Raw genomic sequence first — 24,401 nt, forward strand, 5'->3', positions numbered from 1 at the left:
CGTGACGGGATAGATATTAAAAAAAGCCACCTTCTTTCGAAGGTGGCTTTCTTGTTTATTTACGTATTTTGTTTATTTACGTAATTTAGTAAATTGCTATTCACGCTCATGAAGAGGGCTGAAATCGCGCTGGTTGTAACCCGTGTACAACTGACGAGGGCGACCAATACGATTGGTCGGGTCATTATGCATTTCGTTCCAGTGTGCAATCCAACCGATAGTGCGAGACATCGCGAAAATAACGGTAAACATTGATACTGGAATACCGATTGCCTTCAGAATTATACCTGAGTAGAAATCGACGTTCGGGTAGAGTTTTTTCTCAACGAAATATTCATCGGAAAGTGCAATACGCTCCAGCTCCATGGCAACATCAAGCAGCGGATCTTTAATATCCAGCTCTTTAAGTACATCATGGCACGCTTCACGCATCACGGTTGCACGTGGGTCGTAGTTCTTATAAACACGGTGACCAAAGCCCATTAGGCGGAATGGGTCGTCTTTATCTTTAGCACGTTCAACATACTCAGGGATCTTATCAACGCTGCCAATTTCTTCTAGCATCTTCAGACAAGCTTCGTTAGCACCGCCATGGGCAGGGCCCCAAAGTGAAGCGATACCAGCAGCAATACAGGCAAATGGGTTCGCGCCCGATGAACCTGCAAGTCGAACAGTAGAAGTCGAGGCATTTTGCTCGTGGTCAGCATGTAACGTAAAGATTTTATCCATCGCACGGGCTACAACAGGACTGACGGTATACTCTTCACATGGCGTTGCAAACATCATGTGTAGAAAGTTTTCAGCATAGTCTAAGTCGTTACGAGGGAAAATAAATGGCTGGCCGATTGAGTATTTGTAACACATCGATGCAAGCGTTGGCATTTTGGATAGCAGGCGGAACGCTGTGATTTCACGGTGGGTATCGTTATTGATATCTAACGAGTCGTGATAGAACGCTGCGAGCGCGCCAACTACTCCACACATGACAGCCATAGGGTGAGCGTCACGGCGGAAACCATGGAAGAAGCTCGAAATTTGCTCATGAACCATCGTGTGGCGAGTTACCGTAGTACGGAATGTCTCATATTGCTCACGAGTCGGAACCTCACCATATAGAAGAATATAACAAACTTCTAAATAGTCAGCATTATTGGCCAATTGGTCAATTGGGTAACCGCGGTGAAGCAGAATACCCTTATCACCATCAATATAGGTAATTTGAGATTCACATGATGCAGTGGCTAGAAAACCCGGGTCGAATGTAAAATAACCGTTAGCACCAAGCTTACGTACATCTATTACTTCTGGCCCTTCAGTGCCCCCGAGAATCGACAGTTCGACGGGTGCTTCCCCTTCAATATGAAGAGTAGCTTTCTTGTCTGCCATAACAATCTCCTTTGTTTTTATAATCCTAATCCAAGGCGGATGTACGATTGTTGTACCTTTCGTACGAGGGAAAGTCAATTTTTGTGGTTCTTTTGTGTGGCATTGTTAATAACTTTGGTTAAAAAAATGCAAATTTCCGAAACTGTGTTAGAGGTCATGTTGCAAGCTTTGTAATTGATTGTTGCGGGGGGTATACTCGCGACAGGTCTCTGGTTCTGCCGCCGCCAGACACAAATGCTTAAGTTATCAAGAAATTTAGTAAGTTAGGTTTAACTGTGTTTTACAAAAACAGTCACACAAAAGCGCAACGGTGAGTTGCGAAAATGTTATTGTTTTTGTTGGTTTAAAGCAGAAACGGAGAGTTATAACTATAAAATTGCTTCAATGGAGCTGAGTGGGCAATCACCGTGAAAGTAAATAAGCCAAGACCTGTCAACCTCGACCTACAGACGATTCGCTTTCCCCTTACAGCGATAGCGTCGATCATACATCGCGTTTCCGGCGTGATCACTTTTGTTGCTGTAGCCATCTTACTTTGGCTATTAAATATTTCTTTATCCTCCCCTGAAGGCTTCGCCAGTGCTGCCAGCATTGTAAATAGCTTTTTTGCGAAATTTGTACTTTGGGGCATTTTGACTGCGTTGTTCTACCACATAGTGGTTGGCGTGCGTCACTTGCTAATGGATATGGGATATTTTGAAGAAATGGAATCCGGCATTGCAAGCGCGAAAATCAGCTTCGCGATTGTCGCTGTGCTTTCAGTCTTCGCAGGAGTCTTAGTATGGTAAACAACGTATCAACAGTTGGTCGTAACGGTGTTCATGATTTTATCCTGATCCGTGCAACTGCAATCATCCTCACTTTTTACACAATTTATTTAGTTGGCTTTTTGGCTTTCGGGCCAGATCTAACTTTTGATACATGGGCTGCCTTCTGGGGTAAGTTGAGTACCAAGGTATTCACCATGCTGGCACTACTGTCTATTTTGATCCACGCCTGGATTGGTTTATGGCAGGTATTAACTGATTACATTAAACCTGCCGCCTTACGTGCAGGTCTTCAGTTTGGTGTTGTTGCTGTTCTTTTGGTTTACCTGTTTTCTGGTTTCTTTATTGTGTGGGGTGCGTAAGTGAGCATTGCAGTTCGAGAGTTTGATGCCGTAGTAATCGGTGCTGGTGGTGCTGGAATGCGCGCTGCACTACAAATTTCTGAGCAAGGCCTTAAATGTGCGTTGCTATCTAAAGTTTTCCCAACTCGTTCTCATACCGTGTCTGCACAAGGGGGAATTACCGTAGCCCTTGGTAATGCGCACGAGGATCACTGGGAACAGCATATGTACGATACCGTAAAAGGTTCTGATTATATCGGTGACCAAGACGCTATCGAATACATGTGTAAGAACGGTCCAGAATCTGTTATTGAATTAGAAAAAATGGGTTTGCCGTTTTCTCGTTTTGATAATGGCACCATTTATCAACGTCCATTTGGTGGCCAATCGAAGAACTTCGGTGGTGAGCAAGCAGCACGTACCGCTGCTGCGGCAGACCGTACTGGCCATGCATTGCTTCATACGCTGTACCAGCAGAATATCAAACATAAAACGACGATTTTCTCTGAGTGGTATGCACTTGACCTGGTTAAGAATGAAGATGGTGCAATTTTAGGGTGTACTGCACTTTGCATGGAAACAGGTGAAGTTTGTTACTTTAAATCGAAAGCAACCATTCTTGCCACTGGTGGTGCGGGTCGTATTTATGCATCAACAACCAATGCGCACATCAATACTGGTGACGGCGTTGGGATGGCCATTCGTGCTGGTGTTCCAATGCAAGACATTGAAATGTGGCAATTCCACCCAACAGGCATTGCTGGTGCTGGTGTTCTCGTGACTGAAGGCTGCCGTGGTGAAGGTGGTTACCTTCTTAACAAAGACGGCGAACGCTTTATGGAGCGTTATGCGCCGAATGCGAAAGATTTGGCTGGCCGTGATGTTGTTGCTCGCTCAATGATGGTCGAAATTCGCGAGGGGCGTGGTTGTGATGGTCCTTGGGGTCCTCATATCAAACTAAAACTTGATCACCTCGGTAAAGATGTTCTTGAATCGCGCCTACCAGGTGTTTGTGAACTGTCTCGTACTTTTGCTCATGTTGATCCAGTAAAAGAACCTATTCCGGTTATCCCTACCTGTCACTACATGATGGGCGGTGTACCAACTCAAGTTTCGGGTCAAGCAATTAAGCAAGATGACAGTGGTGCTGATGTTGAAATTCAAGGCCTATTTGCCTGTGGTGAAATTGCCTCTGTATCAGTCCACGGCGCCAACCGTTTAGGTGGTAACTCGCTACTTGATTTAGTGGTATTCGGCCGTGCAACTGGCCTTCACTTAGGTGAAACACTGAAGAAGCAAGCAGAAGCGAAACCAGCAACAGAAGCTGACATTGAAGCGTCTCTTGAGCGTTATAACCGGTGGGAAAACAGTACTGGCGGTGAAGACCCTGCTCAAATCCGTAAAGACCTACAGCAATGTATGCAAAATAATTTCTCGGTATTCCGTGAAGGCGATGCAATGGCGAAAGGCTTAGAAGAGCTTAAAGTTATCCGTGAGCGCCTTAAAAATGCATACCTTTCAGACAAGTCGACAGAATTCAATACTCAGCGTGTTGAATGTCTAGAGCTTGAAAACTTAATGGAAACCGCTTTTGCCACTGCTGTTGCGGCTAACTACCGTACAGAAAGCCGCGGTGCGCATGCTCGCTTTGACTTCCCTGATCGTGATGATGCGAATTGGCTATGCCACTCTGTTTACAACCCAGAGACGGAATCAATGTCTAAGCGTGGTGTGAATATGGCACCCGTTCATCGTGAAGCGTTTCCACCAAAAGCGCGTACTTACTAAGGGGAGGATCGAATAATGAAACTAAATTTTTCAATTTACCGTTATAACCCTGATGTTGATAACGCGCCGCATATGAAGGGCTATACCCTTGATGTGCCTGAAGGCTCAGACATGATGGTACTTGATGCATTGATCTTGCTGAAAGAACAAGATCCAACGTTATCATTCCGTCGCTCATGTCGTGAAGGTGTATGTGGCTCTGATGGTATTAACATGAATGGTAAAAACGGCCTTGCATGTATTACACCACTGTCAGCGTTGACCGATGAAAAATCGATTGTTATCCGTCCACTGCCAGGTTTACCTGTGATCCGTGATTTGATTATCGATATGGATCAGTTTTATACCAACTACGCGAAAGTGAAGCCGTTTTTGGTTGATGATGGTGCATTACCACCTGCGCGTGAGAACTTACAATCACCAGAAGAACGTGCACATCTTGATGGCCTTTATGAATGTATTATGTGCGCATGCTGTTCGACTTCATGTCCATCTTTCTGGTGGAATCCAGATAAATTCATCGGACCAGCTGGATTACTCGCGGCTTACCGTTGGCTAATTGATAGTCGTGATACTGCAACAGATGAACGATTATCTGATCTCGACGACGCTTTTAGTGTTTTTCGTTGCCATGGCATCATGAACTGTGTAAATGTTTGTCCTAAAGGACTAAATCCGACGAAAGCGATTGGTCATATCAAAACGATGCTGCTGAAACGAGCAGTCTAATTCAACAGAATTATCGATATGCTGGCTCTATGATTCGCTCTCTGGAGTCAGCTTTAAGCCCGGCAATGAGACCGGTGTAAATGGCGATAACTAGTGGTTAAGGGAAAACAATGCAGAACGGCGTTATGAAGGCATGGCTTGAGTCTTCACACCTGGCTGGCGCCAATGCAACTTATGTAGAGGATCTCTACGAGTTGTATCTTAGCGACCCAGACTTAGTTGACGAAAAATGGCGTCACGTATTCGGTGATTTGCCTATTGTGAATGAAACGGTTGTTGAGCAGCCGCATTCACGTGTTCGTGATTATTTCCGGCGTTTGGCTAAAGAAACAACCCATCTAAGTGCTTCCGTCAGCGATCCAGATGTCGATGCCAAGCAGGTTAAGGTACTGCAGTTAATTAATGCATACCGTTTCCGCGGGCACCAAAATGCAAACTTAGATCCGTTAGGCCTATGGCAGCGGGAGCGAGTTCCTGATCTCGACCCTGAATTCCATAACCTAACAGCAGATGACTTTAACGAAACATTTAACGTGGGCTCTTTTGCTATCGGGCAAGAGACCATGAAGTTATCTGAACTTTATGATGCATTGAAGAAAACCTATTGTGGTTCGATCGGTGCAGAGTACATGCATATTACTGATACAGAGGAAAAGCGTTGGCTTCAGCACCGCCTTGAATCTGTTGTTGGGCAAGGTGCATTTACCAAAGAAGAAAAGCTTACCTTTTTAGACGAGCTAACGGCTGCAGAAGGTCTTGAACGCTATCTTGGCGCTAAATTCCCAGGTGCAAAACGTTTCTCTTTGGAAGGTGGCGATGCCATGATTCCAATGGTCAAAGAGTTAATCCGCTACGCAGGTACCAATGGTGTTCGTGAAGTGGTAGTCGGTATGGCTCACCGTGGCCGTCTGAACATGTTGGTTAACGTGCTCGGTAAAAAGCCGCAGGACTTATTTGATGAGTTCGCCGGTAAGCATGATGATACATGGGGTACGGGTGATGTGAAGTATCACCAAGGTTTCTCTGCTGACTTTGAAACTCCTGGTGGCGATGTTCACCTTGTTTTGGCATTTAACCCATCGCACCTTGAGATTGTAAACCCAGTTGTTGTGGGCTCGGTTCGTGCTCGTCAAGATCGCCTTGGTGATAGTGATGGTTCACAAGTACTGCCAATTACTATTCACGGTGACTCTGCCGTTGCTGGTCAAGGTGTTGTAGCTGAAACATTTAACATGTCTCAGTCTCGTGGTTACCGTGTTGGCGGTACCGTACGGATTGTGGTGAATAACCAAATTGGTTTCACGACATCGAATCCGCATGATATGCGCTCGACACAGTACTGTACTGATATTGCGAAAATGGTGCAGGCACCTATTTTTCATGTGAATGCAGATGACCCAGAAGCGGTAGCTTTTGTTACGCGTATTGCGCTTGATTATCGTAATGCCTTTAAGCGTGATGTTGTGATTGATTTGGTATGTTATCGCCGCCATGGCCATAACGAGGCCGATGAGCCAAACGCAACGCAGCCATTGATGTATCAGAAAATCAAAAAGCACCCAACACCGCGTAAGATTTATGCCGATAATCTAACTGATCACAATACAGTGGATCTAGAAACGGCTACATCATTGATTAATGAATATCGTGATGCGCTTGACCGTGGTGAATGTGTCGTTAAAGAATGGCGTCCAATGAAACTGCACTCAGTTGATTGGGAACCCTATATTGGTCATGATTGGACTGTCGATTGGCCAAGTACGATTGACGAGACTCGCCTACAAGATTTGGCACACCGCCTGTGCCAGTTCCCGGAAAGTCATACACTGCAAAGTCGTGTTCAAAAGTTATACAACGACCGCCTTGCAATGGCAAATGGCGACAAAGCCATTGATTGGGGTATGGCTGAAAATCTAGCCTATGCAACCGTCGTTGATGAAGGTCATCGAATTCGCATAACGGGTCAAGATTCTGGTCGTGGTACGTTCTTCCACCGCCATGCTGTTTTGCATAATCAGGCAGATGCCAGCACGTATATTCCATTATCGAATATTCATGATAAACAAGGTGTTTTCCAAGTCTTTGACTCTGTTTTGTCTGAAGAAGCGGTATTAGCATTTGAATATGGTTATGCGACAGCCGAACCAGGTGGCTTGACCGTTTGGGAAGCGCAGTTTGGTGATTTTGCCAATGGGGCACAGGTTGTTATTGACCAGTTCATTAGCTCAGGTGAGCAGAAGTGGGGTCGTATGTGTGGTTTAACCATGCTGCTGCCACATGGTTATGAAGGTCAGGGCCCTGAACACTCCTCGGCGCGACTAGAGCGTTACTTACAATTATGTGCTGAACAAAATATGCAGGTGGTTATCCCATCAACGCCAGCACAGGTTTACCACATGCTGCGCCGTCAGGTGGTACGCCCAATGCGCCGTCCATTGATTGTAATGTCGCCGAAATCATTGCTGCGTCACCCACTATGTACATCAACACTGGATGAGTTAGCGAATGGTAATTTCCAGCCAGCAATTCCAGAAGTTGATGACTTAGATCCAAAGCAGGTGAAGCGTGTCGTATTCTGTTCTGGTAAGGTTTATTTCGATCTTCTTGAACAGCGTCGCAAAAACGAACAGACAGATGTTGCTATCGTTCGTATTGAGCAGCTATACCCATTCCCTAAAGAAGATGTTGAAGCTGCATTGGCAGATTATCAACATGTTAATGACTTCGTGTGGTGTCAGGAAGAGCCGCAGAACCAAGGTGCATGGTACTCAAGCCAGCATAACTTCCGTTCTGCGTTACCGGCCGGAGCTCAGTTGGAATATGCGGGCCGTCCGGCTTCTGCATCACCGGCTGTAGGCTATATGTCGGTACACCTGAAACAGCAAAAAGCGCTAATTGAAAGCGCACTAACTACAGACTAATAAGAACTGGAACAAAAAGGACAAAGCCGATATGACGATCGAAATTCTGGTTCCCGATTTACCTGAATCAGTTGCAGACGCGACAGTAGCAACTTGGCACAAGAAGCCAGGCGATGCTGTGACACGTGATGAAGTTCTGGTTGATATCGAAACTGATAAAGTTGTGCTGGAAGTTCCAGCACCAGAAGATGGTGTTCTAGAAGCTATTCTAGAAGGCGAGGGTACAACCGTTTTAACGAAACAGCTTATTGGTAAGATCAAAGCTGGAGCGGTAGCGGGTGAACCAACAAAAGATGTGCCAGCAGAAGCGGAATCATCACCGAACAAGCGCAACACTGCAGCGTTAGGTGAAGAGACGAATGAAGCGCTTAGCCCAACAGTTCGTCGCTTGCTTGGCGAGCACAGTATTCAAGCATCTGATGTGAAAGGTACAGGTGTTGGTGGTCGTATTACCCGTGAAGATGTTGAAGCTTTTGTTAAAGAAGGCAAATCAGCGCCGGCACCAGCAGCTCCTGCTGTAGAAGCCAAAATGGAAGCACCTCTTGCTCATCGTAGTGAAAAGCGTGTACCAATGACGCGTTTACGTAAGCGTGTCGCTGAGCGTCTGCTTGAAGCGAAGAACAGCACGGCGATGCTAACAACATTTAACGAAGTAAACATGAAACCAATCATGGATCTTCGTAAGCAGTACAAAGACATCTTTGAAGAGCGCCATGGTATTCGCTTAGGCTTTATGTCTTTCTATGTGAAAGCGGTTGTTGAAGCACTAAAACGTTACCCAGAAGTTAATGCATCTATCGATGGTGATGACATTGTTTATCATAACTTTTTCGATGTTAGCATTGCGGTTTCGACACCACGTGGTTTGGTGACACCAGTGCTGCGTGATTGCGACAAGTTAAGCCTTGCTGAAATCGAAAAAGGCATTCGCGAGCTTGCGATTAAAGGACGCGATGGCAAATTAACCGTTGATGAGTTAATTGGTGGTAATTTTACTATCACTAACGGTGGTGTATTTGGCTCACTGATGTCGACGCCAATTATCAACCCACCACAAGCTGCGATTTTGGGCATGCATAAAATTGCTGACCGCCCAATGGCAGTTGATGGCAAAGTTGAAATTTTACCAATGATGTACCTAGCACTGTCTTATGACCACCGCTTAGTGGATGGAAAAGAGTCAGTGGGCTATTTGGTAACAATTAAAGAACTTCTAGAAGACCCAACACGTCTATTACTAGACGTATAACACTGATTGTGAAGCCGGGCAGGCTCGACGTCCGGCTTATATTCACGGTGAGTGATTAACGAAGAAATACCCAAGAGTATTTCATATGGATATAACAAGTCCCGCTAGGGATATGAAAACGGATAGAACATCATGAATTTGCATGAATATCAGGCGAAACAGCTGTTCGCTGAGTACGGTCTGCCAGTTCCAGAAGGTTATGCTTGCGATACACCACAGGAGGCTGCTGAAGCTGCCAGTAAGATTGGTGGTGATAAGTGGGTAATTAAATGTCAGGTTCACGCTGGTGGACGTGGTAAAGCGGGTGGTGTTGAGCTACACGATAATAAAGAAGGTCTTAAAGAGTTTGCCCAAAAATGGTTGGGTAAAAATTTAGTGACTTATCAAACAGATGCGAATGGTCAGCCAGTGACTAAAATCTTGGTTGAAGAAGCATCGAACATTGCAAATGAGCTGTACCTTGGCGCGGTCGTTGACCGTGGCACACGACGCATTGTTTTCATGGCATCAACTGAAGGTGGTGTTGATATTGAAAAAATTGCCGAAGAAACGCCAGAGCTAATTCATAAAGCTGCGATTGATCCATTGGTTGGCCCTCAGCCATACCAAGGTCGTGAGCTTGCATTCAAGCTTGGCCTGAAAGGCGACCAAATTAAGCAATTTACCAAAATATTCCTAGGTCTTGGCAACATGTTTGCTGACTATGATCTGGCCTTGCTTGAAATCAACCCATTGGTTATCACCGGTGACGATAACTTGCTGTGCCTAGATGGTAAAATCAACATTGATTCAAACGCAATGTACCGTCAGCCAAAACTACGTGAAATGCATGATCCTTCGCAGGAAGATGAGCGTGAAGCGCATGCTGCACAGTGGGAGCTAAACTATGTTGCGCTTGATGGCAGCATCGGTTGTATGGTGAATGGTGCCGGTCTTGCTATGGGTACGATGGATATCGTTAACCTACATGGCGGCCAGCCTGCTAACTTCCTTGATGTTGGCGGTGGTGCAACCAAAGAGCGTGTAACTGAAGCATTTAAAATCATTCTATCTGATACCAATGTGAAAGCCGTACTGGTTAACATTTTTGGCGGTATCGTACGCTGTGATCTTATTGCAGAAGGTATTATCGGCGCAGTTGAAGAAGTTGGTGTTGAAGTGCCAGTTGTTGTTCGACTAGAAGGTAACAACGCGGTACTTGGCGCTGAAACTCTAGCAAAAAGTGGCCTGAATATTATTGCTGCGACTTCCCTAACTGAAGCAGCGGAAAAAGTAGTTGCTGCAGCGGAGGGCAAATAATGTCAGTACTAATTAATAAAGATACCAAAGTTATCTGTCAGGGCTTCACGGGTGGTCAGGGGACTTTCCACTCAGAGCAAGCGATTGATTACGGAACGCAGATGGTTGGTGGCGTATCACCAGGTAAAGGCGGTACAACACACCTTGGTCTACCTGTGTTCAATACTGTACGTGATGCAGTAGAGGCAACGGGCGCGACTGCAACGGTTATCTACGTACCTGCTCCGTTCTGTAAAGATGCAATCCTTGAAGCGATTGATGCCGGAATTGAATTAATTGTAACGATTACTGAAGGCATCCCTACGTTGGATATGCTTGATGTTAAAGTTCGTCTTGATGAATCAGGCGCACGTATGATTGGCCCTAACTGCCCAGGTGTTATTACACCTGATGAGTGTAAGATCGGTATCATGCCTGGTCACATTCATAAAGCGGGTAAGGTTGGCATCGTATCTCGTTCTGGTACATTGACTTATGAAGCTGTTAAGCAAACAACGGATGAAGGCTTCGGCCAATCAACCTGTGTGGGCATTGGCGGAGACCCAATTCCGGGTTCTAACTTTATTGACGTGCTTGAACTTTTCGAAAAAGATCCTGCGACTGAAGCGATTGTTATGATCGGTGAAATTGGCGGGACAGCGGAAGAAGAAGCGGCAGCCTACATTAAAGAAAATGTCACTAAGCCTGTTGTTTCTTACATCGCTGGTGTTACAGCGCCTCCTGGCAAGCGTATGGGTCATGCGGGTGCGATTATCTCTGGTGGTAAAGGTACTGCTGAAGATAAATTCCAAGCCCTTGAAGCTGCTGGTGTTAAAACCGTGAAGAGCCTTGCTGATATCGGTAAAGCACTACGTGAAGTAACAGGTTGGTAAGTTTCTAGCTACCATCGTTGCAAACATAAAAACCCGCCATTGGCGGGTTTTTTTATGGGGTGTTTATATGAAGGTATTGTGGCACCGTGACGGAGATTCAGGCCGTGTTCATTAGTTTGTAAGTACACTTAACTTATAATTAGTGAGTAACATTATGTAGCGTGAAATTTACGGGCTTGGTGGTAGGAGATAAGAATGAAGTGGTGCGGTATACTATTTTTATTCGGTTGGTCTGTAGTCTCACCAGTAATGGCGGCCGAAGATAAAGAGGCACACGAAGACTGTATTCTTGAACATGTATCTTTAGCAGAAAATGGTACGGCGGCTAGTTTGATGACCAATGCTTGCCATCGTCTCTATATTGATAACTTTATGTTGTCGGAAAAAGATCAGGGCTATTTTCAATGCTTACTCGATTATTTACCGCCGTCAAAAAGTACAAGTGTGGCTATGCAAGTTAAGAGTACCTGCAACAGTAGGCATCGAAGCTTATTCAATTAGCCATGCCTGCTAAATTAGCAGGCATTGATAATAAAAATGGTTAGGCTTCAGTACGCTTTAATTGACTGAGCATGAATAAGCCTGCGGCTGCGACCACGACGGAAGGGCCTGCAGGGGTGTCATAATGCCATGACATCGCAAGGCCTATCATGACGGAAACTGACCCAATGATTGATGCGAGTCCTGCCATGATCTCTGGGCTAGGAGCGAAACGTCTTGCTGTCGCTGCAGGGATTATCAGTAATGAGGTTATGATCAACGCCCCAACAAACTTCATTGCGACGGCAATAACCAAACCAACCATTAGCATCAGTAATAGTCGCATTAAATCGACATTAATTCCTTCTACTTGCGCGAGATCTTCATTAATTGTAGAAGAGAGTAATGGGCGCCATAAGGTAACTAGAAGGCCTAACACAATCATGCCGCCGCCATAAATCCAATATAAGTCGTTGGTCGTTACAGCAAGTAAATCACCAAACAAATAAGACATTAGATCGATACGGATGTTGTCGAGGAAGCTGATGGCAACAAGCCCCAAAGATAATGCGCTATGCGCTAAAATACCCAGCAAGGTGTCTGTTGCAACATACTTTTGTTTTTGTAAGCTGACTAAGATAACGGCCAGCGTCAAACAGCAGATAATAAGTGCAAGGTTTAAGTTTATATTAAATAAAAACCCGAGTGCGATACCCAATAATGATGCATGTGATAGCGTATCGCCAAAGTAGGCCATTTTACGCCATACCACGAAAGAACCTAAAGGCCCTGCTAACATGGCAATGCCAATACCAGCGATTAGAGCTGGTAGAAGTAACTCAAGCATTTTGGTTCTCTTGTTGTTCTGTATGATTGTGCTGGCAAGGGCCAATCGGACTGCCAGATAAGTCATGCTCGTGATTATGGTGATGTTGGTATAAAGCCAACTGCTCGCTTTGTTGTTGTCCAAAAAGCGCCACATAATTGGGGTGGCGAGTAATAGACTCGGGTTCACCAGAGCAGCAAATGTGATGATGCAAACAGATCACATGGTCGGTTTTTGCCATCACTAAATGAAGGTCATGCGAGACCATTAAGATTGCACAATTTAGCTTATCACGTAGTGATTGTATTAAACTATAAAGCTCGAGTTGACCATTTACATCGACGCCTTGCACTGGTTCATCTAACACTAATAGATCGGGTTTTTGTAAAAGCGCACGTGCCAACAGCACCCGTTGCATTTCACCGCCAGACAGCGAGTGCATATTACTATGGTGTAGGTGTTTACCATTAACGAGTTCAAGTGCATGAACTCGATCTGACTCTTTGTAACGGCCTGCTAAACGCATAAAGCGATCTACATTCAGTGGCAGTGAGCTATTAAGCTCGAGCTTTTGTGGTACATAGCCAAGACGTAGGCCTTTTGGGCGAATAATTTTACCCGCGCTTGGCTTTCTTAGGCCGGTAATGACTTTGACGAGAGTCGATTTACCAGCACCATTAGGACCAATCAAGGTTGTGATTTGTCCACGTTCTAGCTTGAGTGATACTTGGTCAAGGACATGGCGATCGGAGAACGTCACGGTCACAGCCTGTAATTCAACTAAGGTTGTCATAATTTCTTTGCTTAAGATGTTTGCCAAAGTGATATGTTATAATATAACATTTCATTCTAGTGTTGTAATCAAGAATTATTTCGGGAACCTATTATGCGCCGTTTTTTGCTTTCTTGCAGTTCTATTGGACTGCTTTTATCGTCATATGCTCAGGCACAAGAGCTAAACATTGTAACAACAGTCAAGCCCCTTAACATGGTAGTGCAAGAGTTAACGGCTGGAGTGACAACTAGCTCGACCTTGCTGCCTGTTGGTGCTTCCCCGCATGATTATGCATTACGTCCTTCAGATGCAAAAAAATTAAATGAGGCCGACTTGGTTATCTGGGCTGGACCTGAGCTTGAAATGTTCCTAACGAGAATGCTAAAAGATAAAGATAATGCATTAGCGTTGACTGATCATCATGAGATTGCATTTCGTTATTATGGTGATAATAATCATGAAGGTCATGAAGGTCATGAAGGTCATGAAGGTCATGAAGGTCATGAAGGTCATGAAGGTCATGAAGGTCATGAAGGTCATGAAGGTCATGAAGGTCACGAAGAGCATGACGAATCTAGTAGTCATGAAGGGCACGACCATGGCAGTGATGGCCACGAAGGTCACGAAGGTCACAGCCATGACGGCATCGACCCGCATTTATGGTTAGGTCCACAGCAGGTTATCCAAGCTTCAGGTGTTATCACCAAGAAACTCATTGAGTTAGACCCTAAAAACAAGGCGCAATATGAGTTGAACCTTTCTCGCTTTACCACCGAAATTGAGAGTGTAATTGAAGAGCTTGAAGTACAGCTAAAACCCGTTTTGAATAATGGCTATTTTGTCTTTCATGATGGTTATGGCTATTTTGAGGAACAATTTGGCTTGAATAATCTTGGTGCATTTACGGTTGACCCTGATCGTCGACCTGGCGCAAGAACATTGGTATCAATTAGACAGTCACTTAAAGATGCGCATGCAACATGTGTGTTTAGTGAACCACAGTTTTCACCTGCCGTTATTAAAAGTGTCATCAATGGTACTGATGTCAATATAGGTACTTTAGATCCTATGGCGACAAATATTAGTGATGCAAAGGGTGGTTATACAGAGTTTTTACGTGAAATGGGACAGAGTTTTATTCAATGTCTTAAGTAAATATTCATGATGGTGATTAATTTCGATATCAAATAATACTGATTGCCATCAAAAGAAAAAGAAATAAAAAGCGTACTTCGGTACGCTTTTTATGTACTAAGCCACATTTTATAAATATGATCTTATATTCACTATTATGATGTAGCATAATAAGCATATATATCAGATTGTAGGTTAAGGTTTGTGGTTGCCCCTTTAAATGTCATGGCTAGACAGTGGATCATTCTTTGTTGCGTTATATTGATTATTTGCTTTTCTTCAATGGCAGCAGCGGCCTCTAACCACTTGTTTTATCCGCTACCGCACCAGGAAGCGGGGAGCTTGATTGCGGCCAAGAAAATCATAAAGAACACTCATGGCGGGCTGTGGTTTGTCGATGTTCGTGGTGCGCTTATTTTCTATGATGGCCGACAACTTAAACCTGCAATTGATCAAGCTGGCAATGAACTTACGGGTATTACCGATGCCGTTATGATTAATAATGGTTTATGGTTAGTTAAAGATAGCGATGCTTTTTATTATTCCCCAGCAAAAACGACCCTATATAAGCTCAATATTAGCCAAGTACCTATGGAGTATGTGGTTGAAAATGATGGCTCGGCTTTATTTGCCAATAGGCGAGGACTTTACCGCCTACAACAGCGCTCGCAAATTCCTGACTTCACTTCTTTTCCGCGCCCCTTAAAATTATCAGGTTTATATTCAGCGGGTGACTCTATTTTTGTCGCATTGGCGAAAGGAGTGTATGAATATAGGCACGATAAAACAGTTTCAGATTTATTACTTCCTGAACATGATGTTACTGCGATTTATCAAGATGACCAGCAGCAGCTTTGGTTTGGTACATTGAATGGATTATTTCTTACTCGTGAAGCTAAGAAAGTCGATTTAAAGCGTACTGACAGTCAATCAGTTTCTTCTATTGTACAAACTGAGTCTGGGTTATGGGTTGGCAGTAAAAGCGGGTTGTACGTTATCGATCAACAGACTAAAGCTATCTCGCATTACCAATCCTCTGTGCATGATATGTATGCACTGGAAGGCAACCGTATTCATGCGATGTTACGCGATGAATACGGCTCACTATGGATCGCAACAAATAACGGGGTTAATTATTTGCCGCCAACAACGGCACTGATGAAGCGCTTGCGTTACGGTGAAGGAGCGTTGCCTGCTGCACAAATTAATGATATCGAACAAACCAGTGATGGGCGAACTTGGTTAGCAACCGATAATGGCTTATTCGAATTATCCGCATTTTTAAAGATCGTTCAGCATCAACCTGCATTGGGCAAAGTAAATCAGGTAGTCTCAAGGCGAGACCAGCTCTGGCTAGCCACAGAGCGTGGTGTAGAGGTTTATTCACGTCAGACTGATACATGGAAGGCATTAGCGATACCAGATCACTTTCAACAAAGTGAAGTTGTTAGTTTAATGGTTGATCACTTTGGCTCGGTTTGGGTTGGAATGACTTCGCGTTTATATCGATATTGGCCTGATAGCAACGAGTGGGTATCGTTTGGCAGCCATTGGCTACGTGACCCAAGAGGGGATGAGCAAGTCACGACTGTTTTTGAAGACAGCGAATATCAAATTTGGGTTGGTACTGATTATGGTTTATATCTTTTTGAAGCAGGCCGACTCTATTTAGAGCGTGAGACGACGAAAGAGGGCGGCGTACTCGATATCTATGAAGATCGAATTGGGCAGTTGTGGGTAGTAAATAATCATAGTTTACAGTATTCACAAACACTCAAGCCTTTGTCATTTCAAGGTATTTTACTATCAGGTGTCCGTGCTAACCCTTACTGTATCGTTGGTGACAACAATGGTTTATGGGTAACGAGCAGTAAAGGGCTTTCTTACTTTTCGTTTACAGGCAATATCAAGCGCCACATTAAGTCTCCTGAAGGGATCATTGCGAGTGAGTTCTATTCACAGGCATGTATTCGAGGTGTTAGCGGTAAATTAATTTTTGGTGGCAGGGAAGGGGTACTGGAAGTCGCGCCAGATAAGATACTGGCAAGTCGCGAGTCAAATCTTCAGTTAACGTTGAGTGAAGTCAAAACCGATAACGACCTACGTCAGCTTGCGGGTGCAACTGGAGATACTCTGACACTTCAATACGGCACTTCTATTAATTTTGAATTCAGTACTATTCCTTTTTACGGTAGACCGGTATTATCGTATCGGTTGATAAAAGACAACAAGAAGCCATCAAATTGGCTGCAGGTCGATGGCAGCTCTTTGTTGATCGATTCGCTTCCGCCTGGTGAGTTTGTACTTGAGGCAAAAATTGATCGTATAGGAAGCGATACTGGTGAGGTTTTGCAATACGCCTTTAATGTTGAACGGCCGTGGTTTTTATCGGTTGGCTTAATAACTATCGCTATTGTGATGGTTATTGTCTGCATTTTACTGTTTTTAACATGGCGAGCTCGGGCATTTAAAGACCAGAATATGCAGCTAAAACAGGCTGTATTTCGGAAAACCGCCAAAATTGAGTTACAGAAGAAGCAACTTAATGCGAGCAATGTGCAATTACAGCGTATTTTGTCTATCCGCCAAAATATAATGGCACAGCTATCGCACGAGTTACGCACCCCATTACGTCTTTCACTTAGTTTGTTATCGAGCATACGGCAAGAATCCTCATTGATAGATGATGATAAATTGGATGCTACAGAAAAGAATATTACGCATTCATTGCATGTCGCAGAGCAGATTTTGTCACGCGATACATTAGCACTGGTAGAGCCCGAGAAATCTTGTGAGCAGCTTGTGAGCCCAATAATTCAGGCTTCTTGCATGAGTTGGCAAGTGGAAGCGGAAGAAAAACAGATCGTCGTATGCCTTGAAGATGAAACGGAAGGATTGAGTGTCTATATGGCGCCTTACCACCTAGAGATCATGCTGGGTAATTTACTGTCTAATGCGCTTAAGTATACTGGCGATAAAGGGTGCATCACGGTTGCAGTCAGAGAGCTACATAAACAGTTGGTTATTTCAGTCAGTGATACTGGTAAAGGTATGTCGGAAGAGACGAAAGCCCATCTTTTTGAAAGCTACTATCAAGAAGAGCCAGAATTAAATCCGCAAGCTGGTTTTGGCTTAGGGCTCAGCACTGTTAAACAACTGGTGGAGTTGTATGGCGGTGATATTTCAGTTATCAGCTACCAAGGCGTTGGTAGTGAATTTATCCTGCGGTTCCCTGTGCATCATCGAGCCCAAAATGTGGTGAAGCCCACTGGCGATCAGCAAGAGTACTATACGCCGATGCCGCGTGTGCTGGTTGCTTCTGAAGATCCCCATGTGCGCGTTTGCCTTAGGGAGTTAATGGAGCAAGATTATAATGTGCTTTTCACCTCTGATGGTTATGAGGCGCTCATGATGGCCTATGAGCACCTTCCTGACTTGATGATTATTGAGTCGGTTTTACCAGGGCTTGGGGGAGAAGCACTAAAACAACGTTTAGTCGACGAACCTGATATTAACCATGTACCGAAATTTGTTTTATTAGTAGACGGTGATACTGAAAGTGACAGTAACTGGGTTGATGGCGTTCTGATAAAGCCGCTGACGTCTGAATTGGTGCTAGCACAGGTAGCGCAATTACTGCCACTTCCAGTACATTCTCAGCACGTTATTGTGAAAGATGTGAATAGCTGGAAAGAGGAAGTAAAGGCGTTAGTTTCTACATGCTTCCACCACCCCGATTTTAGTCTTGCGTCAGCAGCTAAAACCTTTGATAGCTCTGAACGCCAGTTTCAACGTAAGTTTAAGCAAGAGTATGGTATTGCGTTTAACGATTATATTGCTCAGTTTAGGCTTGATCAGGCTGCGATGATGTTAAAACAAGGGGATCAAATTTCAGATGTTTCACTCTCATGTGGATTTAATGACCCATCTGATTTCAGCGCACAGTTTAAAGCCCGAACAGGTCAAACACCTAAACAATATGTTCAGTGCTCTAGGGGCGTCGAATAAATACGAGTAAGGCGTAAACTGCATACGTAATAAACAACGAGGTATGGTCTACTGGCTTACCTCGGATACTATGATACTTATATTGTCGCAGACCCATTGAAAATCACCCGCCGAAATAATCCCTAAAACAATTGTCTCTGTATTATCTATTAATGCTGAAAGTAGATCGTAACCGAATGATGTGCCACATGATCGGGTGATACTCATTAATGGAAACAATAAACTCAAAAATGAGTGTATTTTATTGATTTAAAACAACCTTAAATATGTTTCAATCTGTAACAATGATAAAAATGAAAACTATTCTTATTTAAGGTTGCGATTTAGTATGAAGCTGTCTGAATTGTCGTGTGGAGCCGAAGGCGTCGTGACTGGAATGTCGACGTTACCTGCGGCTACGCGTAAGAAACTGATGGTTATGGGCGTTTTACCTAATACGCCGATAAGCGTTGTACGTGTAGCACCATTAGGAGATCCATTACAGGTACGTGTGCGAGGTGTTGATATTGCCTTGCGTAAGCAGCTTGCTGAAAGTATCGATGTGGAGATCCAATAATGGAATACAATATTCTAACTGTCGGTAATCCAAATAGCGGTAAAACGACTTTATTCAACGGCCTCACCGGTGCTAAACAGCAGGTTGGTAACTGGGCTGGGGTAACGGTAGAAAAGAAAACGGGGCGTTATGATTGCGCTGGCGATTCGTTTGCCTTAACGGATCTTCCTGGTATTTATAGCCTCGATAGTGCAAATGATGAAAATAGCCTAGACGAAGCGATTGCTTCTCGGGCTATTTTAACAACACCAGCGGATGTCATTATCAATGTTGTCGATGCATCTTGCCTAGAGCGTAGCTTGTATATGACATTGCAGCTACGTGAGCTTGGCCGCCCAATGGTCGTTGTACTGAACAAAATGGATGTACTTGAACGACAGCGCCAGGTTTTGGACGTTAAGTTACTTGAAAAAGTACTGGGTTGCCCAGTGCTGAGCTTATCTGCTAACAATATGAAGCAAGTCTCTGCATTCAAAATTAAGCTGCATAAGATGTTGGCGCAAGGTATTGCGATAAGCGATATTGCACTTGATTATGGCCAGCAATTTGAACAGGCGGTGACTGAACTTGAGCCATTTTTCTCTAATGAGAAACTTAAAGCTCGCGCCCAAGCTATTCGTGTTCTCGAAAATGACACTTTAATCATTAACACTTTATCGGAAGAACACAAAGAAGCATCTTGTAATGTGCGTAATAAATTACAGGTTGATCTTGACCCAGATATTCAAGTCGCCGATACACGATATAGCCACTTATACCATGTATGCCAAAAAGTACGTCGTCAAGAAGGTAAGTTAAGCCGAAGCGTGAGCGATAAGATAGATCAGGTACTTTTGCACCGCGCATTTGGTATCCCTTTCTTTTTTGTTGTTATGTATTTGATGTTTATGTTCTCTATAAATATCGGTAGTGCATTTATCGACTTCTTCGATATTAGTGTGGGCGCGTTGCTTGTTGATGGCGGCCATTATTTACTGGATGGCCATTTACCTGTATGGCTGGTTACGGTTATCGCCGATGGCATTGGCGGTGGTATACAAACTGTCGCAACCTTCATTCCTGTTATTGCCTGTCTTTACTTGTTCCTTGCAGTACTGGAAAGCTCAGGTTATATGGCTCGTGCCGCTTTTGTTTTAGACAAAGTGATGCAGAAAGTTGGCTTACCGGGTAAAGCCTTTGTACCGTTAGTACTCGGTTTTGGCTGTAATGTACCTGCCATTATGGCAACCCGTACGTTAGAGCAAGAACGTGAACGTAAGTTGGCAGCAGCAATGGCACCGTTTATGTCTTGTGGCGCACGTCTGCCAGTTTATGCTTTATTTGCCGCGGCATTTTTCCCTGAAAATGGACAGAATGTGGTATTTGGACTGTACCTGTTAGGCATTGCAGCCGCAGTACTTACTGGTTTGGTACTTCGTCATACTATCTACCCTGGTAGTAGTGACAGCTTTATCATGGAAATGCCAGATTACGAACTGCCAACCATGCGTAATGTGGGCATCAAAACATGGCAGAAGCTTAAACGTTTTGTATTAGGCGCGGGTAAAACCATTGTCGTGGTTGTCGCGATATTGAGTTTCTTCAACTCGATGGGTACTGATGGCTCATTTGGTAATGAAGACTCAGCAAACTCGGTGCTATCTAAAGCCGCACAAGTCGTGACACCTGTGCTTGCTCCTATTGGTATTAAAGAAGACAACTGGCCTGCAACCGTGGGGATTATTACGGGTATTTTTGCCAAAGAGGCCGTGGTTGGTACATTGAATAGCTTATATGCTCCATCAAGTGATGACGCTGGTGAGGAATATGATTTGTTTGCGAGCCTACAAGAGGCTGTAGAGAGTATTACGGATAACTTGAGTGGCTTAAGTTATTCTGATCCACTGGGTATTGATGTCGGTGAACTAAGCGATACGGATGCAGTGGCTGAAGAACAAGAAGTCGATGCTTCTATATTTGGTAATATCCAAGCGAAGTTTGTTAGCTCGGCAGCGGCAATGGCGTATCTGATATTCATCTTACTCTATACCCCGTGTGCAGCTGCGATGGGCGCCTATGTTCGTGAGTTTGGCCAAAAGTTTTCGTTGTTTATTGCCAGTTGGACGATGTTATTGGCGTATACCGTTGCCACCTATTACTACCAAATCGCGCATTTTACTGACCATCCGGTGTCTAGCATGTTATGGATTGCGTTATTTACGGTCATAAATGCAGCCTTGTTGATTATCTTCAAACGCCAAGGTAATTCTAAACAAGAGCAGGGCTTGGTCGCGCTATGATCTTACAGCAGCTAAAGCAGTATATTGAGCAACACCACCGTGTTAGCCGTAAAACGTTAGCTATCCATTTTGGTCTGTCAGAAGACGGCGTAGAAGCCATGCTTGATGTTTGGATACGTAAGGGCAAGGTGGGTCAAGAGCTGGTAGGCTGTGATAGTGATGGTTGTTGCCAAACGGCAAAAGAGATTTGGTATCGCTGCCTAAAGAGTAATGAGCTTCCCATTACTGTTATGCGTGGCTGATACTTACCGATTTGTGATTAGATAGTCATATGTAAAAGGCAACCGTGGGGTTGCCTTTTTTATTGCCGCTATTGGGGAACGAAGCCATTAATTTGGCTAAGTTCGTCACGAAGCTCATCGACTAAGGCTTGCTGTACGTCATTACTACGCTGTGTTCCGTCGGTGTTCCCCCATACCGGACCAGGCCACGCGATGTCATTTTTGAAACGTGCGATATGGTGGACATGTAATTGTGGAACTAGGTTACCCAGTGCACCAACATTTATCTTGTCGGCTTGATAGTCTTGTTCAAGTAGCTGAGCGATAGCGCTCGACTCGCGCATTAATTGGAACTGTTCATCTTCTGGTAAATGATGGATCTCTGTGAGGTTATATTTACGTGGAACTAAGATTAACCATGGCCCAAGTGCTTCTTTCGAGAGCAAAACTTGGCATAAAGGTAAATTGCCCAGCACGCTGGTATCTGCTGCTAATCTCGAATGGAGTGTAAATTGCATTATGATATTCCTTAAATGTATTGCGCTGCTCACATGCTGACGTTTTATCGCATCATTCTCGCGAATGAGTAGGTTAGGATAACGATAAGGAACAGTACTGTCATTAGTCAAGTAGTGTGAAAACATAACAAGAGTAATGGCTTATGCGTACACTCGACGTTACTTCTAGTACGCATGAGTCGCGCGTATGAGCATTTTATTATTATTGCGGTATGAAGGTAGGAGTGGGTGCATGGTGGCTGAATATCAAGAAGTACTGGATTTTTGGTTTGGGGAGTTACAAGAAGAAGTAACAGCAACAGACCGAAATGCCCTGTGGTTTCAAGGAGGGCAAGATACTGACCAATTAATTGCAAGCCGTTTTCAAGGGTTGGTGAGTCGAGCCGGGCTTGGGGAGCTTAGTCATTGGTCTGATTCACCGCAAGGAACACTGGCTTTGGTGATATTGCTGGATCAGTTTACGCGCAATATTTACCGAGGCTTGAGTGCTGCCTTCCGTTATGACTCTTTAGCGCTTGCGATTTGTAAACGCGGATTAGCGCAAAATCAAGATGCTCAGCTTAGCCCAATAGAGCGCGTATTCTTGTATTTACCCTTGGAGCACTCAGAAGCGATTGAAGACCAAGAAGAGTGTGTCTTTCGTTTCGACCGTTTACGTCAGTCTGTATCACCAGCGCACGCGATGGTCTTTGAAGGCTTTTATCAGTACGCAGTGAGTCACCATGACGTCGTGAAACGCTTTGGCCGCTTCCCACATCGAAATTCTGTTTATGGACGCCTCTCCACGCAAGAAGAGCTCACATGGCTACATAGTGGTGGGCAGCGCTTCGGACAGTAGCGTTACTGAAAATAGTGGTAATAGGTTACCAATCGAGATAAAGCGATATGTGTTTGTTTCGATTGGCATACCTGTTTTGTTTACTTACATTACCAAGCTGAAATGCACTTACCCATTAAGCGGCAGTACACGGTTTCGACCTAGTTGTTTTGCTTGATTGAGATAATGATCGGCCTGCTCAATAATTTGGCGACTATTTTCGTTGTTTAAATGGCAAGCAATGCCAAACGATGCCGTAATTGTATTGATTTTTTCGCCTGAACGCTTATCTAGAACAGAGATTCGCTCTATTGTTTTACGCATCGTCTCGGCTTGTTGGCGCGCTGAAGAAAGTGATTTGTAAGGCAGTAGTACCACAAACTCTTCTCCTCCGTAACGATAGGCTTTGGCGTAGTCTTGGCAGCAAGCGACTAGGCGACGAGCAACCGCTTTTAGTACTTGATCGCCGAGAATATGGCTAAAGTTGTCGTTAAACTCTTTGAAATGATCAATATCAAGCATGATTAAGCTAAATGGTATTTGGCTTTGGTGATAGCTTTCGATATCACGATCAAAAGCTCGGCGGTTACTGATCCCGGTTAATGCATCTTCATTGACCAAGATCTGACTTTTTTTCAAAGCCTCTCTAAGAGTGGTGATTTCTTGCTGTGCCGAATTGAGTTGCCCTTTGAATGAACCAGTCGACTGACGAATTTGGCGTGATTCAGCGATTAACCCCTTTACCAGAGCAATAGTTTCTTCAATTGAAAGACCGTCTTTATTAATGTTTTCGAGCTTAGAAAAAGTGCTTTCCAATACATGATGAAAGCTTTCAGTCTCAGACAGTGTTTCTATCATGCTATGTGATAATTCTTGCGCCATCGCGGTCAGGCTCAGCTTTAACTGGGTAATATCTTTATCAGTTTCACTGGCTAGGTGTTCTTGGTAAACGGTGTCACACAGAGTGGGGGTACAGTGCCCTAGTTCTTTAATTCCTTGCTCTAATGCGAGGTTTAATTGCGGCATCTGCTGAGATGTATAGGTATACCAAAGCGCATAATTCGTTGGTGTTGTTGGTACTTTGTGCTTAATCATCAGAGGAACCGCTTTTTTGAGCGTCTCTGTTGATTCGGCAAAGTTGTCATTACTCATAACCATATTCCATTATAAGTTAGTCAGCGCATCTACGGAGAGGGCTGACTGGTTTTGCTAATGTAGTGCCAACTGATATGGAATTAAAGTCGTTAGTTAGGCTGGCACAATATTAATATTATTGTTTTTATGTTGTGTACTCACTGGAATAAGTCTTTAGGGATTAATTCTTTTGGTTCTCAAATATGACTTTTATCCAATCGCTCTTGTTTTGATAAAAATGTCTTAAAAAAATAAAAAGCCTTCTAAGAATACCCTAGAAGGCTTTTAAATATTAGTGATT

General features: G+C 44.1%; 20 protein-coding genes. 15 read left to right on the top strand and 5 right to left on the bottom strand.

Annotation, left to right across the window (positions count from 1 at the left end; all coding sequences use genetic code 11):
- Positions 1 to 96: 96 nt before the first annotated feature.
- Entirely contained in the window at positions 97 to 1,386 is a 1,290-nt protein-coding gene (locus L4D78_RS15370; protein WP_428455823.1) for a citrate synthase, read from the bottom strand.
- A 407-nt stretch (positions 1,387 to 1,793) separates the two neighbouring features.
- Between L4D78_RS15370 and sdhC the strand changes: the two genes are divergently transcribed.
- The 9 genes from sdhC to L4D78_RS15415 all read left to right on the top strand — a co-directional run bounded on the left by sdhC (position 1,794) and on the right by L4D78_RS15415 (position 11,853).
- Positions 1,794 to 2,174 (top strand): succinate dehydrogenase cytochrome b556 subunit, encoded by a 381-nt coding sequence (gene sdhC / locus L4D78_RS15375; RefSeq protein ID WP_428467735.1) that lies wholly within the window; start codon positions 1,794 to 1,796, stop codon positions 2,172 to 2,174.
- Positions 2,168 to 2,515, top strand: coding sequence for a succinate dehydrogenase, hydrophobic membrane anchor protein (gene sdhD / locus L4D78_RS15380; RefSeq protein ID WP_428467736.1), 348 nt, complete (start codon positions 2,168 to 2,170; stop codon positions 2,513 to 2,515). Before sdhC ends, sdhD begins: the two co-directional genes overlap by 7 nt.
- Positions 2,516 to 4,282 carry a succinate dehydrogenase flavoprotein subunit gene (gene sdhA / locus L4D78_RS15385; RefSeq protein WP_428467737.1) on the top strand — a complete coding sequence of 589 codons (1,767 nt, stop codon included), beginning with the start codon at positions 2,516 to 2,518 and terminating at the stop codon, positions 4,280 to 4,282.
- Between the two features lie 15 nt (positions 4,283 to 4,297).
- A complete protein-coding gene (locus L4D78_RS15390) occupies positions 4,298 to 5,011 on the top strand; it encodes a succinate dehydrogenase iron-sulfur subunit (protein ID WP_428455819.1) in 714 nt (237 codons plus the stop codon).
- Between the two features lie 110 nt (positions 5,012 to 5,121).
- A complete protein-coding gene (gene sucA / locus L4D78_RS15395) occupies positions 5,122 to 7,932 on the top strand; it encodes a 2-oxoglutarate dehydrogenase E1 component (protein WP_428467738.1) in 2,811 nt (936 codons plus the stop codon).
- Positions 7,933 to 7,963: 31 nt separating this feature from the next.
- A complete protein-coding gene (gene odhB / locus L4D78_RS15400; RefSeq protein ID WP_428467739.1) occupies positions 7,964 to 9,181 on the top strand; it encodes a 2-oxoglutarate dehydrogenase complex dihydrolipoyllysine-residue succinyltransferase in 1,218 nt (405 codons plus the stop codon).
- Positions 9,182 to 9,313: 132 nt separating this feature from the next.
- Positions 9,314 to 10,480 (top strand): ADP-forming succinate--CoA ligase subunit beta, encoded by a 1,167-nt coding sequence (gene sucC, locus L4D78_RS15405; RefSeq protein WP_428455816.1) that lies wholly within the window; start codon positions 9,314 to 9,316, stop codon positions 10,478 to 10,480.
- Positions 10,480 to 11,352 (top strand): succinate--CoA ligase subunit alpha, encoded by an 873-nt coding sequence (gene sucD / locus L4D78_RS15410; RefSeq protein WP_428467740.1) that lies wholly within the window; start codon positions 10,480 to 10,482, stop codon positions 11,350 to 11,352. Before sucC ends, sucD begins: the two co-directional genes overlap by 1 nt.
- 195 nt (positions 11,353 to 11,547) lie before the next feature.
- Positions 11,548 to 11,853, top strand: coding sequence for a VF_A0006 family four-cysteine protein (locus L4D78_RS15415; RefSeq protein ID WP_428467741.1), 306 nt, complete (start codon positions 11,548 to 11,550; stop codon positions 11,851 to 11,853).
- A 40-nt stretch (positions 11,854 to 11,893) separates the two neighbouring features.
- Here L4D78_RS15415 and znuB read toward each other — a convergent pair whose 3' ends face one another.
- Positions 11,894 to 12,679 (bottom strand): zinc ABC transporter permease subunit ZnuB, encoded by a 786-nt coding sequence (gene znuB / locus L4D78_RS15420; protein WP_428467742.1) that lies wholly within the window; start codon positions 12,677 to 12,679, stop codon positions 11,894 to 11,896.
- On the bottom strand, positions 12,672 to 13,451 hold the full coding sequence (znuC, locus tag L4D78_RS15425; protein WP_428467743.1) for a zinc ABC transporter ATP-binding protein ZnuC: 780 nt from the start codon (positions 13,449 to 13,451) through the stop codon (positions 12,672 to 12,674). Before znuC ends, znuB begins: the two co-directional genes overlap by 8 nt.
- Before the next feature lie 93 nt (positions 13,452 to 13,544).
- Here znuC and znuA point away from each other — a divergent pair, with 93 nt between their 5' ends.
- From znuA to L4D78_RS15450, 5 genes are all read left to right on the top strand, one after another.
- Positions 13,545 to 14,588, top strand: a complete 1,044-nt coding sequence (gene znuA, locus L4D78_RS15430; RefSeq protein ID WP_428467744.1) for a zinc ABC transporter substrate-binding protein ZnuA — start codon at positions 13,545 to 13,547, stop codon at positions 14,586 to 14,588.
- 183 nt (positions 14,589 to 14,771) lie between these two features.
- Positions 14,772 to 18,575 (top strand): hybrid sensor histidine kinase/response regulator transcription factor, encoded by a 3,804-nt coding sequence (locus L4D78_RS15435; RefSeq protein WP_428467745.1) that lies wholly within the window; start codon positions 14,772 to 14,774, stop codon positions 18,573 to 18,575.
- Between the two features lie 328 nt (positions 18,576 to 18,903).
- Complete coding sequence (locus L4D78_RS15440; RefSeq protein ID WP_428467746.1) at positions 18,904 to 19,131, top strand: FeoA family protein; 228 nt, start codon at positions 18,904 to 18,906, stop codon at positions 19,129 to 19,131.
- A complete protein-coding gene (gene feoB / locus L4D78_RS15445) occupies positions 19,131 to 21,410 on the top strand; it encodes a Fe(2+) transporter permease subunit FeoB (protein WP_428467747.1) in 2,280 nt (759 codons plus the stop codon). Before L4D78_RS15440 ends, feoB begins: the two co-directional genes overlap by 1 nt.
- The gene (locus L4D78_RS15450; protein ID WP_428455807.1) at positions 21,407 to 21,652 is read left to right on the top strand and encodes a FeoC-like transcriptional regulator; all 246 of its coding nucleotides are present in this window, start codon (positions 21,407 to 21,409) and stop codon (positions 21,650 to 21,652) included. Before feoB ends, L4D78_RS15450 begins: the two co-directional genes overlap by 4 nt.
- 68 nt (positions 21,653 to 21,720) lie before the next feature.
- On the opposite strand, the gene L4D78_RS15455 is transcribed toward L4D78_RS15450, so the two are convergent.
- Positions 21,721 to 22,149 (bottom strand): HIT domain-containing protein, encoded by a 429-nt coding sequence (locus L4D78_RS15455; protein ID WP_428467748.1) that lies wholly within the window; start codon positions 22,147 to 22,149, stop codon positions 21,721 to 21,723.
- A 232-nt stretch (positions 22,150 to 22,381) separates the two neighbouring features.
- Between L4D78_RS15455 and L4D78_RS15460 the strand changes: the two genes are divergently transcribed.
- Complete coding sequence (locus L4D78_RS15460; protein WP_428467749.1) at positions 22,382 to 22,987, top strand: DUF924 family protein; 606 nt, start codon at positions 22,382 to 22,384, stop codon at positions 22,985 to 22,987.
- Between the two features lie 108 nt (positions 22,988 to 23,095).
- Here the strand turns inward: L4D78_RS15460 and L4D78_RS15465 are convergent, their stop codons facing one another.
- Positions 23,096 to 24,118, bottom strand: coding sequence for a GGDEF domain-containing protein (locus L4D78_RS15465; RefSeq protein WP_428467750.1), 1,023 nt, complete (start codon positions 24,116 to 24,118; stop codon positions 23,096 to 23,098).
- Between the last annotated feature and the right edge of the window lie 283 nt (positions 24,119 to 24,401).

This window comes from Photobacterium minamisatsumaniensis (assembly GCF_050336695.1).
Lineage (GTDB): Bacteria > Pseudomonadota > Gammaproteobacteria > Enterobacterales > Vibrionaceae > Photobacterium > Photobacterium minamisatsumaniensis.